The organism is Streptomyces griseochromogenes, assembly GCF_001542625.1.
Classification (GTDB): Bacteria; Actinomycetota; Actinomycetes; order Streptomycetales; family Streptomycetaceae; genus Streptomyces; species Streptomyces griseochromogenes.
The window spans coordinates 7,106,445-7,123,324 of record NZ_CP016279.1 but is presented as its reverse complement, the minus strand read 5'-3'; the positions used below and the strand labels follow the sequence as shown (position 1 = coordinate 7,123,324).

Sequence of the window (16,880 nt, the reverse complement as noted above, 5' to 3'; positions counted from 1 at the left end):
CGCCGCGCCCAGGGCGCATCCTCCCGCCTCCCCCTCAGCGAGGAGCTTCCGTGCACCGCAACCGCAAGGCCACCCCCGGCGTCCACGGCCCACGGTCCGCCGCCACCGCCCTGCTGGTCGCCGCAGCCGTCCTGGCAGGCTGCGAACGCGGCTCGTCGAGCGGCCCGGGAGCCTCCCCCTCTGGGCCGAGCGGCTGCCCCGGAGCCCAGGCCAGGGCCGGGGCCGCCGTCGGCCGGGCGGAGCGGACCGACGTCCCGTGGGACGGGCCCACCAGCGGCCCCAGGGCGGTGGCCGGAAAGACCATCGTCTACGTCGCCCAGACCATGACCAATCCGGGAGCCGCGGGCGCCGCCGACGGCGTACGGGAAGCCGCGCGGGTCATCGGCTGGAACGTCCGGGTGATCGACGGCGGCGGAACCCCCGCCGGCATCCAGGCGGCGATGAGCCAGGCCGTGGCCCTCAAGCCCTCCGGCATCGTCATCGGAGGGTTCGACCCCGACGCGACCTCGCAGCAGGTCGCCCGTGCCCACGCGGCACGCATCCCGCTCATCGGCTGGCACGCGGTCGCCTCCCCGGGCCCCAGCCGACGGCCCGAGCTCTTCACCAACATCACCACCAAGGTCGAGGACGTGGCCGCGGTCAGCGCGCAATGGGTCATCGCGACATCCGAGGGCCGAGCCGGGGTCGTGCTCTTCACCGACGCCTCGATCCCCTTCGCCAAGAACAAGTCCGAACTGATCAGGAAGCAGCTCGCCACCTGCTCGGGCGTGCGGCTGCTGGCGTACGAGAACATCCCGATCCCGGACGCGAGCAGCCGCACACCCCAGGAGATCTCCTCGCTCCTGTCCCGCTTTCCCGGCCGGTGGACGTATTCCGTCGCCATCAACGATCTGTACTTCGCCGATGCCGCCCCGGCCTTCCGCGCCGCGGGCAAGAAGGGCGCCGGGCCGCCCTTCAACATCGGCGCGGGAGACGGCGACCCGTCCGCCTTCCAGCGCATCAACGACAAGCAGTACCAGGCGGCCACCGTGCCCGAGCCGCTGTCCCTGCAGGGCTGGCAGATCGTCGACGAGTTCAACCGCGCCTTCTCCGGCCGCCCCGCCAGCCGTTATGTGGCTCCTGTCCACATCACCACGATCGACAACAGCGACGGCGCCACGACCTGGGACCCGTCGGGCTACCGGGAGGCATACCGGAGGATCTGGGGAAAGTGACGGCGCCGCCCCCCCGCACGGGGCCGTGCGATGTCCGAGGCATTACTAGAGCACGATGATCACGGCACCTCCGTGGTTGAAGAAGAAGCCGTGGTGGTCGAACCCGTGGTCGAACCCGTGGTTGAAGCGGAACCCGTGGTCGAACCCGTGGTTGAAGCGGAACCCGTGGTCGAAGCGGAACCCATGGTCGAAGCAGCCCCGGCCCCAGTCACCGCACCGGTCGGTGGTGACATGTGTGTGCACGGCGGGGGCCGCTGCCGCGGCCGGGCCCGCTGTGCCGATCGCGGCGCCGCCGGCCATCAGAATGCCGACCGCGGACACCGCGGCGAGACGCGTCGCGCGTTGTGCTCGCATGATGGATGCACCCTTCCTTTCCTGTCCCTCGCGCACCTCACAGCGGCACGCGAGGGACAGCCGCAGCCGCGAGGGAGCGGCGTCGCGGTCGCGGGCGGCGGGACAGCCGTCCGGGGCGTACCCCCGGGGGCTGCGGCTCTCCTCTTGGGTACGCCGGTGGAGCCCTTTTGGATTGCGGTTCCGCGTCCCTGGACGCCTCAGGCGCCCCAGGCCGCGGCGCACAGCGCGCGGTCCACCTGGTCGGCGTAGCGGGCCGCGGCCAGCCAGGCCCGGGCGAACCGGTCCGGGTCCGCCGGGAGCAGACGGCCGAAGACATCGCGTGAGCGCTCCGCCGCGGCCGCGTGCAGTTCGTCCAGCAGGTCACCCGCCGTCGCGAGACCGTGGCGGCCCAGCCGCCGGACATCGGCAGCGGTGCTCCCGGGGAAGGACAGCGCGAGCCGGCCGCCCGAGGCCGCCTGCCGCACCCGGCGACTCAGCAGGTGCACGGGAGCCTCCTCGGGCGTGGGCACATCGGCCCGGGGCGCGGGGGAGGCGGGCGCGGTGGGCAGGTCGGCGCGGAGCAGCCGGTCCAGGCCGGTGTCGACGCGGGTGCCGGGGAGGGTGGGGTGCTCGCACGCCAGGAGCACGGCCCGGGGGTGCGGGGCCGGGGTGAGCCGCGCGACGATCCGGAGCCGGCTGCCCCGGGCGGCGGCCAGCAGGCGCAGGTTGTCCCGGTGGGGGAGCGCCGGGTGGTCGTGGGCGGCGGTCAGCCGCAGGGTGAGGCGCGCACAGTCGGCCAGGAGGCAGTCCCCCGCCGCCTCACGGACCGTGCCGACGAGGGCGACCTCCAGGAAGAGCAGGTCTGCACCGCCGCTCAGGGCGCGGGCCACCTGTTCGGCCGCCGGTACCGTCCAGAGCCGGTCCAGGGGCTCCGCGCGCCAGTCGGCGCCGGACGCGCGGACCGCCCGTACTCCCGCGCCCGCGCCCAGCCGCCCCGTCGGGGACACCGTGGCACCCGACACGGCGAGCCCGGCCCGGGACAGCTCGCGGTGGGTCAGCGCCGTGTCCCCGACCCGCACGGCCCGGTCGGCCGCGCCCACGGCCCGCCCGGCGCCGCCCGGAGCCACGTCCGACACCTGGTACAGGCGGCCCTCGGTATCGGCGGTCCAGGTGACGGCGCCCGCGTACCCGCTCGCCGTGAGCACCGGCTCGGAGAAGAGGCCGTACAGCCGCAGCGAGCCGTCGGGGCGGTACGGCTGCCGTACCGTGCCGCGCAACTCGGTCAGTTCCGGGCCTTCGGCGTGCGGGATCCGGTGGGCCGCCGACAGGGCGTCGCGGAGCGTGCCGACGAGGTCGGTGAGGCGGTACGCCGGGTCGGCCGAGCGGGCCGCGCGCACCGCGGTGACCACGGAGACGGACGTGGCGGCGGCCCGGGGGAGCCCCGCGAGCCGCGCGGTGTGCGCGGCGCGCAGCAGCTCCGCCTGCAGCACCGCCCCGGAACCGTCCGTACCGGCTTCGAGCACGGCGGCCGCGGCGGTGTGCAGGGCACGGGCGGCGGCGCACTGCTCGGGGGTGGCCCGCTCGGGCCGCTCCGGGTCCGGCTGCGGCGCTTCACCTGCGACCGCGTCCTCGGACCGGGTCGCCGTGGCCGGTTCCGCAGCCGGTTCCGCGATCGGTGCCGCCGAGGCCGCCGCGGCGCGGTGCAGACAGTCCGGGGCCAGCAGACAGCCGCAGCGGACGGCGTCCGCGCTGGTCACCGAGCCGCCGGGGGCGTGCAGTTCGACGTGGGTGCTGTCGTCGACGGCGATCCGCACGGTGTCGCCGTCGCGGACGGCCGGGCGGTCGGCCAGCTTGGCGACGCCCGCGTCGAGCCGCTTGCGCAGCCGGGGCGAGAGGGCCGCGACGAGTTCGGCGGTCACGGACGGCGCGACCGGGGGCAGCGCCGTGCTCACCCGCTTCTCGCTCTCCAGGTCCTCGCTCATGCGATCTTCTCTCCTACCCAGCGGGCGAGTTCGAGCGGACTGAGGGCGGCGACCGGCATCCCCGCGGCGACCAACTGGCTCGCGACCCCGGTGGAGTACCTGGGCCGTCCGGAGTCGTCCAGGCTCGCGCACCCGAGGACCTGGCAGCCGGAGCCGACCAGAGCGCGGACCTCGGCGAGCAGTCCGCCGAGCGGACAGCTTTCCTCGAAGTCGCTGACGACCACGACGAGTGTGCGCGAGGGCACGGTGACCAGTTCCCGCGCGTGCCGCAGCCCGGCCGCGATGTGGGTGCCGCCGCCCACGCTGACCTCCAGCAGCAGCGACAGCGGGTCCTCGACATGGTCGGTCAGGTCGATGACCTCGGTGGAGAAGGCCAGGAAGTGCGTGGACAGGGTGGGCACCCCGGCCAGCACGGAGGCCGTGATCGCCGCCCAGACGGTGGACGCCTCCATGGACCCCGAGACGTCGGTGACCAGGATCAGCCGCCAGTCGGCGGCCTTTCGGGCCCGGGTGCGGAAGACGGGGTGCTCGGGGATGACCTGGACCGTGCCGTCCGGGGCGCGGCGCGTGGTCGCCAGGTTGGCCCGCAGTGTGCGCGGCAGATCGAGGCCGCCGCCCGGGCGCCGGCCGGGGCGCGGCAGCGCGGTGCCGTGCAGGGCCGGACGCAACCGCGTGGCCAGCTGCCTGGTCAGCGCGTCGACCAGGCGCCGGACCAGTGGCCGCAGCATGGCCAGCCGGGCCTCCGGCAGTCCGCCCGAGTGCCGCAGCACCGAACGGAGCAGATCGACGGAGGGCCGTACGGTGTCCGGGTCGAGCTCCGCGAACACGTCCGTACGGCCCGCCGCCGCGGCCGCCGCCAGCACCTCCTCCCGGATGCCCGGCCCGAACAGCGCCACCAGTTCCTCGGACCACTCCCGCACCCCGGGATACGGCGCCTCCCGTCCGGCGCGGCTCCCCGGTCCGCTGAGGTCGCCCCGGCACCCCTCGCCGCGTCCGCTTCCGTACAGCTCGTCCAGCGCCGTCGCCAAGGGGCGGGCGGACGTGGGAAGCCGGTCGCTTCGGCGGCCCAGTACGAGACGCCAGCGGTCGGCCGGTGCGAGGCGGTGGTCCTCGCCGGAGACGGGGTCGCCCGGGCCGTCGGCGGTCGCGGTGGGCGACCCCGGCCGCCTGGGTGGTGGAAGCAGTCCCCAGGTGTCCAGGGCCTCGCGGGCGGCGAGGTCGGCCCGGGTCCACATGGCCAGGGCGAGCGGGTCGACGGCGGCGGTGGCGGCCGGACGACGCTCGTCCAGGCGCTCCTCGACGGTGGACAGGAGCCGGTCGCGCGCGGCCGGGCTGAGTGTGTCGAAGCCGCCCCGCAGTGCGGGCAGCCGGTCCAGGAAGTCCCGGTCGGACAGCTGCGAGACCCGGCCCAGCAGCGGCTCCAGCGCGGGCGCCGCCGACTCCAGCAACTGCCCGGCGGCGGTGAGCAGTCCGGTGAGCCGCGCGACGAGCGCCGAGCGGGACTCGGGGTCGCAGGCCCCGTCGACCCAGGACGCCACCCGGTCACCGAAGCCCCGCGGATCCTCGTGCCCGAGCAGCACACGGACCGCTCCGGCGGCGCCGCGCATCAACGGGGAACCGTCGGCGGCCAGCCGGGCGAGCGCGTCGGTGAGCCGGATTCCCCCCAACAGGTCGGCCCGGTGGGCCAGTTCCAGCAGGGCGCGGGCGTCGGCCGGGTCCTCGGAACCGGTGAGGCCGTCGACCTGGCGCACGGCGGCCGCGGTGAGCAGCTCGGCCACGGCGGCGGCCCGTGCCGTACGGTCGTCCTCGGCCGACAGCCCGGCGATGTGACCGGCGCGCAGGCGGTCCGACAGGGCGAGCCCGGCGAGGAGTTCGGGGAGCGTGCCGGAGTCCGGCAGCACCTCGGCGACCTCCGCGAGCCGCTCGTCCGTGAGACCCGGGAGCCCGCACTCCGCCGCCTGCTCCAGCCCGAGCAGGGCCTGCGCCCCGGTGGTCCCGCCCGCGTCCAGCTCGGTGCGCCGCCGCTCGCGCAGCAGGCCCTCGGCGGCCTGGGCGGGGGTGACCCCGCGGACACCGGCCGCGGTCAGCATGGCCGCCGTGGCGGGCGTCCAGCGCACCTCCCAGCGGGACGTCAGCGCCTCGGCGCCGCCCGCGCCGGTGACCTGCTTGGGCTCCGCGTACGGCACCGCGCAGACCGTCAGACGGCGCAGCAGGAGTTCGCGGCGGCGGTCCAGGTCGGAGCGGAGCGGGTCGAGGCGCAGGTCGCGGGCCGTGCCGGGCCCGGAGTCCGCCGGTCCCGGAAGGCCGAGCGCGGCGAGTTCGGCCTCGACCGCCGGAGCGAGCCCGCTGCGCGGAGCCTGGGGCGCCGGACGCCCGGCGCGGCTGCCGACGAGCACCTTCTCCATCGCCCGCGCCACGGCCCGCCCCCGCCCGTACGGCTCGCCCTGCGCGAGCACCGTCTGCACGGCCTCGGCCAGTTCGCCCCGGCCCGCCGCGGGCAGGCCCCGCAGCCGGGCCAGATCACCGGCGACCCGCACGATCTCCCGCGCGTCGGCGGGCCCTGAGGGGTGGCCCAGCGCGCGCAGCTCGGCGCACACCCGCACGGCCGTCCCGGTCAGCGCGTCCTCCAGCGCGGCCGGGTCACCGGCGGCCTCCAGCACCCTGTGCTGCCACTCGGGGTCCCGGATACCGGCGGGGTATCCGGAGCGCTCGTCGAGGAGCGCGTAGGTGTAGGGGATCAGGGAGGTGGTCCACGTCGAGGCCGCCGGGACGGGCCGGTCGTGGTCGCCGTCGGCCGGGGCCAGCAGCGCCGGAGCGTGGAAGGCGCCCACCACCACGGCGGCACGCTCGCCGTTCGCCGTGGCCGCGGCCAGACACGAGCGCATCCATCCCTCCCGGCGCAGGTCCGGCTCCGGCACCCCGCGCGAGCCCGCCGCGTCCTCGCGCAGCGCCCACCCCGTGAGCAGCGCGGCCCGCCGAAGGGCCTCCGGCGACGAGCCCGGGGCGGTGGCCTCGACCAGCCGGTCCCAGAGGTCGTCACCGGGCCGGCCGGTGAGGCGTGAACGGAGCGCGCCGGCGAGACCGGCGACGGCGGTACCGTCCGGCGCCGCCCCCGCGCCGCCGCCCTCCTCCCGCGCACGGTCGCGTCCCGGGCCGGTGCCGGGCGCACCGGTCGGCCCTCGTCCGCCAGACGCGCCACCGCGTCCTGGGCCGGTGCCGGGTGCGCCGCCGGCCGATGCCTGTCCGCCTGGCGCGCTGCCGCGTGCCGGGCTGGTGCCGGGTGCGTTGGGCGGTGTCTGTTCGTCTGGTGCGCTGTTGTGTTCTGAGCAGGTGCCGGGTGCGTCGGGCGATGTCTGTCCGCCCGGTGCGCAGCCGCCTCCCGGACCAGTGCCCTGCGGGCCGGCAGGCGTCTGTCCGACCGGCTCCGGGCCGCCTTCCCCATCGGTGTCGGACGCGCCGGCGGGGTGCGCGCCGCTCCACGCCCGGTCCGCGAGCGGCAGATCGCAGGCGATGACCGGTACGCCGTGCCGTGCCGCCCACCGCACCGCCGCCAGTTCCGGGGAGAAGTCCGCGAAGGGATAGAACGCCGGCCCGCCGCCCCCGTCACCGGGTGCGGCGGCGAGGGCGACCGGTGCGCGGGTCTCCTCGTGGGCGAGCCAGGGCAGCCAGTCCTGCAGTTCTGCGGGGAGTTCGACGAGCAGGACGTCGGGCTTCGCCGCGGCCAGCAGCGCCGGCACGGCTGCGGCCAGGGAGGGCGCGTGGTGCCGTACACCGATCAGGAAGGGCGCCGCCGGGTCGGTGAGGGCCGCGACGGCCGCCTCGGGAGAAGCGTGGGGCACGGCCGTCAGCCCTCCAGGACCGTGCGCAGGTCCCACAGGGTCCGCCAGGTGGCGGAGCCCTGCTCGGCGCGGCGCCGGACGGGACCGTCCCAGTAGCCGCGCAGCCGGGCCGCGTCGGCCGGGTCGTCCTTGCGCACGACACCGAGGAGATGGCCCGGGAGCAGGTCGAGGACGTCGCGGTCACCGGGGAAGTAAGCCGCGGCCAGCCCCAGCGCGCCGGCGACGGACACGGCCTCCGCGGTGCTCATCACCGTGGACGGCCGCTCCACCTCCCAGCCCTCCGCCGAGCGCCCCTCCCGCAGGTCCCGGAACGCGGTGACCAGGGCCTCCAGGACGGCGTCGTCGACCTGGAAGGGCGCCCCGGCCCGCTCCACCGACGCCCTGGCCTGGCCGCGCACCAGCGCGGTCTCGGCGTCGAGGTCCGGAATGGGGCCCACGGTCTCGAAGTTGAAGCGGCGCTTGAGCGCCGCGGACATCTCCGAGACGCCCTTGTCCCGCAGGTTGGCGGTGGCGATGAGATTGAACCCGGGCACCGCGTGCGCCAGCGCGTCCTCGCCGCCCGCCAGTTCGGGTACGGCGATGCGCCGCTCCGACAGCAGCGACACCAGGGCGTCCTGCACTTCCGGCAGACAGCGGGTGACCTCCTCGATCCGGGCGATCGCGCCCCGGGACATCGCGGTCAGCACCGGCGACGGCACCAGCGCCTTCCGGCTGGGCCCCTGCGCGAGCAACAGGGCATAGTTCCAGCCGTACTTGAGCTGGTCCTCGGTCGTACCGGCCGTGCCCTGCACGACCAGACCGCTGGTCCCGCACACGGCGGCCGACAGCAGCTCGGACAGCATCGACTTGGCGGTGCCCGGCTCGCCGACGAGCAGCAGGCCCCGCTCACCGGCGAGCGTGACCACGCACCGCTCGACCAGCGCCCGGTCGCCGACGAACTTGCCCTCCACCACCAGGCGCCGCGGCACCGTGCCGGGCACCTCGGCGTCCTCGGGCAGCCGCAGTGCCTGCCCGCCGCTGCCCATGACGAACGTGACGACGGCCCGGGGCGTGAGCCGCCAGGCGGGCGGACGCGGACCGCCGTCGTACGCGGCGAGGAAGGCCAGCTCGGTGGCGTAACGGTCCTCGGGCGGGACGATCTGACGGGTCGTGTCGGGAACGAGGACGGTGGTCATCGGCTGGTGCCCTTCCGGGTGGTGCGAGTGGTGGTTGCCGTGCGGAGGGTCATCGGCGCCGCCCCCTGCGTGTCGCCCGCGTGGTCAGCTCCTCGTACGCCGGGGCGTCCCCGGCGCGGACGCGGTCCCAGGCGCGGGCGAACAGCTCCGGCACCGGCAGCAGGGGCAGGGCGCGCCGCTGGTCGAGGACCGGGTACAGGCCCTCCTTCCAGGTCTCCACCGGCAGCGCGGGCGACTTCAGGTCACGCCAGCCGCAGGGCAGGAACAGACTCCGCCCGGCGCGCGGCCGCTTGGCCTCGACGACCAGGTCCGTCGCGGCCAGCTCGGCACGGGCCTTCTTCGTGCGGGCGGGCTTCCAGCCGGTCCAGCGCACGCTGTTGCGGTCCGTCGGATCGGGCAGCGCCAGCAGCTGGAGGTAGAGGGCCGCCGCGTCCTCGCCCAGGCCGTGCGCGGCGGCGACCTCGGCCACGAGGCCGGGAGCGGTGACGGTCGGATCCTGCGCGTATCCCGAGGGGCCCTCGGTGCCCACGCCGGCCTCGACGGCCCGGGCCGGCTGCTCGCCGAGCAGGGTGCGCAGCATGCGCAGGCCGTGTCCGCGCGCGCCGCCGACCAGGCCGTCCAGCAGTCCGAACACGGCGTCGTCCGGGCCGGTGAGCGCGGCGGGGCGGATCAGGACGGTCTCCGTGTCCCGGTACCAGGGACGCAGCACGATCGCCTCGCCGAGCCGCGTGAGACCGTGCGCGTCGGCGCCCCCGGTCGCGGGCAGGCCGTAGGCCTTGCGCAGTTCGACGGCGGTCGAGCCGCCCTTCTCGGTCCATTCGACGTCCAGATCGAGCAGCAGCTCCGGATCCGTCATGCGGCGGCGCAGCGCGGCGAGCCCGTCGGGCAGGGACGCCCGCAGCGGGTGGCCGTACGGAAGGACGTAGGCCAGCGCGGCCAGGGCCTGTACGGCGGCCGTCAGATCGTGCCGGCCGGGCACCGCCTCGGGGTCGGCCCAGGCCAGGTTGCCGTCCTGGCCGGGCCGCAGGACCGTGGTGCGGGCTAGCCACGGGGTGCGGGACGGGTTGAGCACCTCCTCGGCGTATCCGCCCGTCCCGGCCAGGTCGGCGGCGAGGTCCTCCGGGACGCGGACGAGCGAGCCGAGGCGCTCGGCCCACATCCGGCCCACGGCCTTCGTGTCGGGCCCCGAGGACCACAGATCGGCGGGGTCCGGGGGCAGCAGGGCGGCCAGGAGGGCGTTGCGCTCGCCCGGTTCGAGGGCGTTCACCCGGCCGATCGCGAACTCGTTCTGCCGGGGCTTGAGTCCGATGACGGCCAGCCCCTCGGCTTCGGGCTCGCGGGGCAGGCCGGCCGCCAGCGCGGTGGCCTGGAGCGGACCCAGTCCGCCGCCGGTCGCGGCCACCAGCGCCTCGACCGCCTCGGCCCGCCAGGGGGCGGCGCCCTTGTCCCGGATCTGCCGGAGGACGGTGGCGAGATCCTCGGCGGTGATCGCCGGGGCGTACCGGACCTCGCTCTCCAGCACGAAGTGCGCGATCGCGCCGAACGCACCGGACGGATCGTGGTCCAACGCCAGCCAGCGCACACGGTCCCGCTCGGTGTCGATGCTCTGGCAGCCGAGGATCACCACCGTACGGCCGTCGCGGCGCAGGACCTGACCGGCCCGCTCCTGCTTGTCGTACGGCTCGACCAGCACAATCTCGCGCAGGATGCCGTCGGTATCGGGGAGCGGTCCTTCGGCGACCGCCTCCAGCAGCAGGAGCAGCGGCTGCCGCCCGGCGTCGGACAGGGCGGGCGAGGCGGCCCGGAGGGCGAGGGCCCGCAGGACACCCAGGAGAGGCGGCCACACCATGCCGATCCCGGGGATGGTCCGCTCGTCGCCGACCCAGCCGTCGCCGACAGCGCCGGACTTCCGGTCGGGCAGCGGCTTGCCCTCGGCGGGCAGGCCCGCCAGCACGTGGTTCACCGCGCGGATCTGGCGCAGCACGCTCCACCGCTCCCTGTACCACCAGCCGTTCAGGCCGACGATCCCGGCCAGCGCGTCGTGCAGGGTGCGGTCGTCGCCGTGCTGGGGCCGGTAGTCGGCGAACATCTCCTCGTTCCGGCGGGGTACGCGCGGCCGTTCCTGGGGCGGGGTCGCGAAGGCCGTGGCCGACTCGGTGACGCGCAGCGCCATGCGGACCAGCGAGGCGATACCGGTGAGCAGTCCGCCGTCGGTGCAGCCGGGCAGGGCGAGGGCGACGGCGCCGAGGGAGACGTGGTCCGCGGACGGGACGGCTGCCTTGGCGGCCTCGTCCGACCCGGCGTCGGCCAGCGCCTGCCGCCGTCCCTCCAGCGCCAGCGCCGTGACCCGCAGCACCTCGGCGGCCCGCTCGTCGGTCAGGGCGCGCAGCACGGCCGAGCCCCGTTCGTCGCGCGGGCGCAGCGCGTGCCAGAACGCGAGGGGGGGCACGAGCCGTGTTCCGGCGGCGAAGTCGCTGCCCCGGTCGCCCCCCGGCGTCACCGAGCCCAGCTCCCCGCCGGGGGACGTGTCCTCTGCGGCGAACAGGACCACCTGGCGGTGCGTCTGTACGGCGACCGGCTCGGCGCCTCCGGGCAGCCGCAGCGCACCAAGCGGCACCATGAGCGCCCGGCCGTCGGACGCGGCCACGGAGACCGTGCGCCCGTCCGGTGTCCCGGCGGTCCTGCGGGCCTGGTCCCCCTGGCCCTCCATGCGCACCCAGCGGCCCAGCACCGTGCCGTCCGTCCCGAACGGGCTGTGCTCCAGCCCCGGTTGCAGGGGCAGCACCTCGCACCGGCCGGGGTGCAGGGAGGCGTCCTCGCGGATGCCGGACCGCAGCAGCGCGGGCAGGGAGGCGCGGTCGTGCGTGCCGGTGGCCGGGTCGTACTCGAGCCACACCGTCTCCCGGCCCTGCCTGCCCTGGCGCCACAGCGTGGTGCCGTCGCCGATCAGGGCACGGCTCGGCGGCAGGACCGTGTCCCCGGCGTGCAGGGTGCGGCCGCCGGTGGCGCGGCCGCCGCCGGACAGCGGGATCGAGGGAGTGTGGTCCTCGTTGCCGGACCAGTAGGACGGCAGCTGCTCGCCGCCGAGTTCGAACACCTCGGCGGGGCGGGCCGACCAATAGCCGTGCTGCTTGGCGCCCTTGCGCCACATCACCAGCAGCTCGCCGTCCGCGTAGCGGAACCGGGGCCGCTGCCAGCGGTCCAGGTCCTGGGGCAGGCGCAGGTCGTGGTCGAGGAGCACCTTCTCCGGCCCGACCACGACCGCCTTGTGCCCGCGCGCCAGGATCAGCGCGGGCCAGGCCTCCTGGACCGTCAGGGAGTTGTCCTCGCCCTTCCTGGTGGCGGAGTCGAGCAGTTCGAGCGCCTCGTCGAGGGCGGGCCAGCCCAGCTCGTCCAGGATTCCGGCGCGCAGCGTGCGGCCGAGCAGCGGTGCCACCGCGTGTCCGGCGACCCGGGCGACGGCGTCCGCGTCGGCCTCGGAGGCGATCGACCGGAACGGACGCAGCCGGTCCAGGGCGGTACGGGCACCGGGCAGGCCCGTCGCGCGCGTGAAGTCCGCGGCGGCCTCGTCCAGCCACTCGCGCAGGACGACCGAGAGCACGGGGTGAGCGGCGACGGTCTTCAGCAGGGTGGGACCGTCCGAGTCCTTGCCGACCGTGTCGACGGCTCCGTGCAGGAGGCGTCGCAAGCGTGGATCGGCCGCGACGGCCACCAGATCCCGGCGGCCGGTCCGGGTGTCCTTCAGCCAGCTGGTGAGCGGCAGGAACACGTTCACGCCGGGGCCGGGGACCGTGAGCGCAAGGCCCTCGGCCGCGCACAGGTCCAGCAGGTCCAGGTCGGCTCCGGCGTGCCAGCGGGCGGTGAACAGGTCCACGGCCCGCCCGGCGGCGCGCAGCCCCGGAGCCATCCGCTCCACGAGTGCCAGGGTGGCCGGGGACCGGTGCGACCAGGACCCGCCGTGCTTGCGGAAGGCGGCCCAGCGGCTCAGCCAGTCCGCGGGGTCGACGCCGTACTCCTCGGCCGCGTCCGTGTCGGTCAGCAGCCGCTCGGCCCCGCACTGCGCGAGCAGCGCCAGCCAGAACTCGTCGTCCTCGACGTCCCGGCCGAGACCGGCCGGCATGATCTCCAGCAGGCGAGCGCGCACGGCCGGCCGGCGCTCGGCGAGGACGGGGAGGACCGTGCGGTAGGAGTTCCAGAAGGAGGCGGGCGCGCGGACGGCGGCGGGGGAGGCGAGCAGGTCCGCGACCAGGGCGCACTCCTCGGTGCTCCGGTCCAGGCCCGCCGCCTTGATCAGCCCGCGGGCGTCCTGCGGCAGCGAGGCGTACGGCGGCATCCCGGCCGCGCAGCGCTCCACCGTCAGCTGCCGGAACTGTGCCCACGCGGCGGCCGGGTCGAGCCGCCCGGCGAGGTCCTTCACATGCTCCTTGAGGGCCTTGACGGTCAGTGCCCCGGCGAAGGCGAACTCCAGGAACACCGCGCGCTGCCGCTCCTCGTCCACGGCGAGCGCGTGCACCCGCTCGGCCTCCCGGGCCTTGCCGAAGAAGGCGGCGGCGTACGTGGTGTTCTCCTGCTGCAGGAAGACCCGCGCGGCCTGCTCGTAGAAGGTCGGCAGGAAGTGCGGCACGGCCCGGCCGAGCCGCTCGCCGAGCGTCTCGAAGCCTTCCTTGGCGTGGCCCGGACGGGACTTGGCCTGGCGGGCGAGCCGCTCGACGTCCTTGACCAGGGCGAGCGCGTGGTGCCCGTTGGCCGGGTCGTTCACCAGCGCCCAGGCCGGGAAGCCCAGGGTCTCCTTGCGCACCTGCCCGACCTCGGGCGCCTCCGGCTCGCGGGCAAGACCGAGGAACTCCAGCGCCAGGTCCTCGGCCTCGCCGAGGGTGCCCGGCACCAGGCGGACCACCTGACGGTCGTCCAGGGCGGGGTGGGTGTAGGTGCGCACGGTGAGGCTGTCGGCGTCCTCGCGCGCGGTGCTGCCCGGCGGCAGGACGGCGCCGGCGTCCAGCAGCGCGGCCGCGGTGGTCTCGTCGTACGTGCTCATGCCGCCTGCTCCTCGTCCTGGATGTCCCGCCCGGCGTACAGCGCGGCCGCCATGCGCATGCCCTCCGACCAGGCGACCGGCCCCACCTGACCGAGCTTCAGCACGCGCCCCGCCGGGTCGGACCACACCAGAGAGCCGGTCTCGGTCTCCTCCCAGCCGTCGTAGTCGCCGACCCAGACGCGCGCCTCGATGCCCTGGCCGTCCTCCAGGACGGAGCACACCGCGTGCCCGCCGCGCACGCGGTAGCCGAGCTGGGTGGCCCGGCCGTGCAGGAAGCGCAGTTCCTTGTACGAGCCGCCCGCGTACTCCTCCACCTGGGTGCCCTCGGCGTCGACGGCGGCCGGGCGGTGCCAGACCTCGCGGAAGAGCTGCTGGGCGCGCTGCCCGACGCCCAGCTCGACGGCGAACTCCCGCAGCTCCTCCAGGTCGTCCAGGAGGACCGGGTGCGGGATGCGGACGAGGTCGGGGGAGACACGGACGGTGTCGCCGTCGAGGTCGACGAGGCCGAGGCCGCGCTCGGGGTCGGCGTCCCGCAGGAAGCCGGCCACCTGCCCGTCGGCCCCGGTGACGACCAGGTCGCGCAGGGCGGCCTGCCAGGCGGGGTCCGGCCACACGCGGGTGACGACGGCGAGCGGCACCGGCAGCGAGCGGACCATCCACCGCTCCACATCGGCAAGACATGTGCGCTCGTGCCGCTCCAGCCACTCGGCGAGCTGCCTGAGGCCCACGACCGCCGGATCGTCGGTGAGCTTGGCCGGCACGGACTTCAGCCGTCGCCCGGCCGCGTTGCGGCACACCACCTTTCCGCCGTCGAGGGCGACCTCGTAGTCGCCGGCCGATACCCACCCCATGCGTGCCTCCCCGCACCGCAGTGATCAAGTGACGGGAACTTTAGGGGAGGCCACTGACAACGCCGTCCGGCGCCCGGGGACAGGGCACCCCGCCGGAACCGGCCACAGCGGATTGTGTGCGAGTCGGGGAGGACTCGCGGACCCCGGAGCCCCGCGCGCGGTCGCGGACCGCGAGGTCCCCCAGGTTGCCGCTGCGGCCCCGGCACGGCCCGTTCACTGCCCGGATGCCCCCTGTGCGGAAGCTGTGCGCCACTCGTCGGGGGCACGCGGGCGTGATGGGCGAATGAGGGGAGTTGACCTTCACAAAACCTTCCCTTTGCATGGCCGGAACGCGCCTTGCTGCGTCAACTCCGCACACAACAAGGTGGGTTGAGCACTTGAGCATCAGGAGTCGCAAGCGCACTGCTTGACCCGGGCGGTCGACCGTCCGGGCGCCGACGGGGGAGCTGATGCGGTGCGCCCGGCCGCTGTCGTCCATCGCAGGGGGCCGGGTGCCGCACCGAACCGGAACATATCCCTCCGCTGTCTGTCTCTTGGTGTCTTCGTCCGGTGCCCGAGACAGGGATAGGAGGGGGAAAGCCGATGAGCGCGGTGAGCGCCGCCAAGCCGACGTATCCCGGCGTCTACGTCGAAGAGCTTCCCAGCAGCACCCGCACCATCTCGACCCTGACCACGTCGGTGACGGCTTTCGTGGGCCACACCCGGCGCGGTCCGCTGAACGAGCCGGTACGCGTCACCAGCTTCGCGGAGTTCGAGCGCCGCTTCGGAGGCCTGAGCGCACGCAGCGCCGTCGGCTACGCGGTCCACCAGTTCTTCGGCAACGGCGGCACCGTCGCCGTCGTCGTGCGCGTCACCAGGGCAGGCAGCGGCAAGGCCGCCTGTGTGACCCTCAAGTCCACCGAGGGCCACAGCGACAGCCCGGTCCTGGACGTGCACGCCAAGGAGCCCGGCGTGTGGGGCAACGGCCTGCGGGTGGCCGTCGACCAGGACACGCCCTGCCCCGATGAAACCTTCGATCTGCGGGTGTACGACGCCCGGGGCGAGGCCCGCGAGAGCTTCACCGGCCTGTCCATGGACCCGTCCGACGACCGCTTCGTACAGACCGTGATCAACGCGGGCTCCCGGTTGATCCGCGTGGAGGCCGTCGGCGAGGGCCGCCCGGACCCGTCCGGTACCGTCTCCAAGCCGTTCGGCCACGACCTGCCGGACCTGGCCGTCGACCTCACCGTCAAGATCGGCGAGGTGGAGCGCGAGTTCACGCTCTACGATCCCGAGTGCGACGGCGAAGCCCCCTCGTCCGTGACCGAGCTGGCGCTGCTGCTCGAAGGCAAGCTGCGCGCCCTGCCCGACGCCCCGGGCAGGCACGCCTTCGCCGGCGCGGAGGTCACCGCCTTCGGCCGCCGCCTGCAGGTGGTCGCGGGCTCCACCGACCCCGCCGACGTGGTCCGTTTCCTCGGCGAGTGCGCCAACGACCTCGGTCTGGAGGCCTCCGTCAACCCGCCCGTCTTCCCGCTGGAGGGCGGCGAGGACGGCGAGGCGCCCGGACCGCGCGACCTCATCGGCTCCGAGGCCGGCAAGACCGGCATCCAGGCCCTGCGCCAGGTCGCCGACGTCAACCTCCTCTGCCTGCCCGAGCTGGCGGCGTACGAGAAGACCGAGGACGCGATCACCGTCGTCTCGGCGGCCCAGCGCCTGTGCCGGGAACGGCGGATCTTCCTGCTCGTCGACGCGCCCGGCACCTGGGTCAGCGTGGACACGGCCCGCGCCGGGATCGCCGCCTTCGACGCCGTCCGCGGCAACCACGCCGGCCTGTACTTCCCGCACCTCCAGCTCACCGACCCGCTCACCGGACGGCTGCGCTCCTTCCCGCCCTCCGGCGCGATCGCGGGCGTCATCGCGCGCACCGACTCCGAGCGCGGCGTGTGGAAGGCACCGGCCGGCACCGAGGCCCGGCTCGCCGGTGTCCACTCGCTCACGGTCAGCCTGACCGACCGCGAGACCGGACTGCTCAACCCGCTCGGCGTCAACTGCCTGCGCAGCTTCCCGCTGACCGGTCCGACCGTCTGGGGCGCGCGCACCCTGGAGGGCACCGACGCCCTCGGCAGCGAGTGGAAGTACGTGCCCGTACGGCGGCTCGCCCTGCATGTCGAGGAGAGCCTCCAGCGCGGCCTGCAGTGGGTGGTGTTCGAGCCCAACGACGAGAACCTGTGGCAGCAGATCCGGCTCGCCGCCTCCTCGTACCTGCACACGCTCTTCCGGCAGGGCGCCTTCAAGGGCGGCACCCCGCGCGAGGCCTACTTCGTCAAGTGCGACAGCGACACCACGACCGCCGAGGACATCGCGAACGGCGTCGTGAACGTCCTCGTCGGCATCGCACCGGTGCGTCCGGCGGAGTTCGTGATCGTCAAAATCCAGCAGACGTCCGGGCAGTTCGAGCTGTAGGCCCGCGGG

General features: G+C 75.2%; 8 protein-coding genes. 2 read left to right on the top strand and 6 right to left on the bottom strand.

The features are described 5' to 3' along the window. Positions 1–50 precede the first annotated feature (50 nt). Entirely contained in the window at positions 51–1,214 is a 1,164-nt protein-coding gene (locus AVL59_RS30580) for a substrate-binding domain-containing protein (protein ID WP_067310877.1), read from the top strand. Positions 1,215–1,259: 45 nt separating this feature from the next. Here the strand turns inward: AVL59_RS30580 and AVL59_RS50930 are convergent, their stop codons facing one another. From AVL59_RS50930 to AVL59_RS30550, 6 genes are all read right to left on the bottom strand, one after another. Continuing rightward, positions 1,260–1,568 carry a hypothetical protein gene (locus AVL59_RS50930; protein ID WP_067310875.1) on the bottom strand — a complete coding sequence of 103 codons (309 nt, stop codon included), beginning with the start codon at positions 1,566–1,568 and terminating at the stop codon, positions 1,260–1,262. Positions 1,569–1,765: 197 nt separating this feature from the next. Next, positions 1,766–3,529 (bottom strand): hypothetical protein, encoded by a 1,764-nt coding sequence (locus AVL59_RS30570; protein ID WP_067310873.1) that lies wholly within the window; start codon positions 3,527–3,529, stop codon positions 1,766–1,768. Beyond that, the gene (locus AVL59_RS30565) at positions 3,526–7,404 is read right to left on the bottom strand and encodes a DUF5682 family protein (protein ID WP_418361209.1); all 3,879 of its coding nucleotides are present in this window, start codon (positions 7,402–7,404) and stop codon (positions 3,526–3,528) included. The genes AVL59_RS30570 and AVL59_RS30565 overlap by 4 nt, the downstream gene beginning before the upstream one ends. Further along, positions 7,374–8,543, bottom strand: coding sequence for an ATP-binding protein (locus AVL59_RS30560; protein WP_067310871.1), 1,170 nt, complete (start codon positions 8,541–8,543; stop codon positions 7,374–7,376). The genes AVL59_RS30565 and AVL59_RS30560 overlap by 31 nt, the downstream gene beginning before the upstream one ends. 49 nt (positions 8,544–8,592) lie before the next feature. Beyond that, complete coding sequence (locus AVL59_RS30555; protein ID WP_067310869.1) at positions 8,593–13,578, bottom strand: hypothetical protein; 4,986 nt, start codon at positions 13,576–13,578, stop codon at positions 8,593–8,595. After that, the gene (locus tag AVL59_RS30550; protein WP_067310867.1) at positions 13,575–14,429 is read right to left on the bottom strand and encodes a DUF4132 domain-containing protein; all 855 of its coding nucleotides are present in this window, start codon (positions 14,427–14,429) and stop codon (positions 13,575–13,577) included. Before AVL59_RS30550 ends, AVL59_RS30555 begins: the two co-directional genes overlap by 4 nt. A 582-nt stretch (positions 14,430–15,011) precedes the next feature. Here AVL59_RS30550 and AVL59_RS30545 point away from each other — a divergent pair. Next, a complete protein-coding gene (locus AVL59_RS30545) occupies positions 15,012–16,871 on the top strand; it encodes a phage tail sheath family protein (protein WP_067310864.1) in 1,860 nt (619 codons plus the stop codon). Positions 16,872–16,880 lie beyond the last annotated feature (9 nt).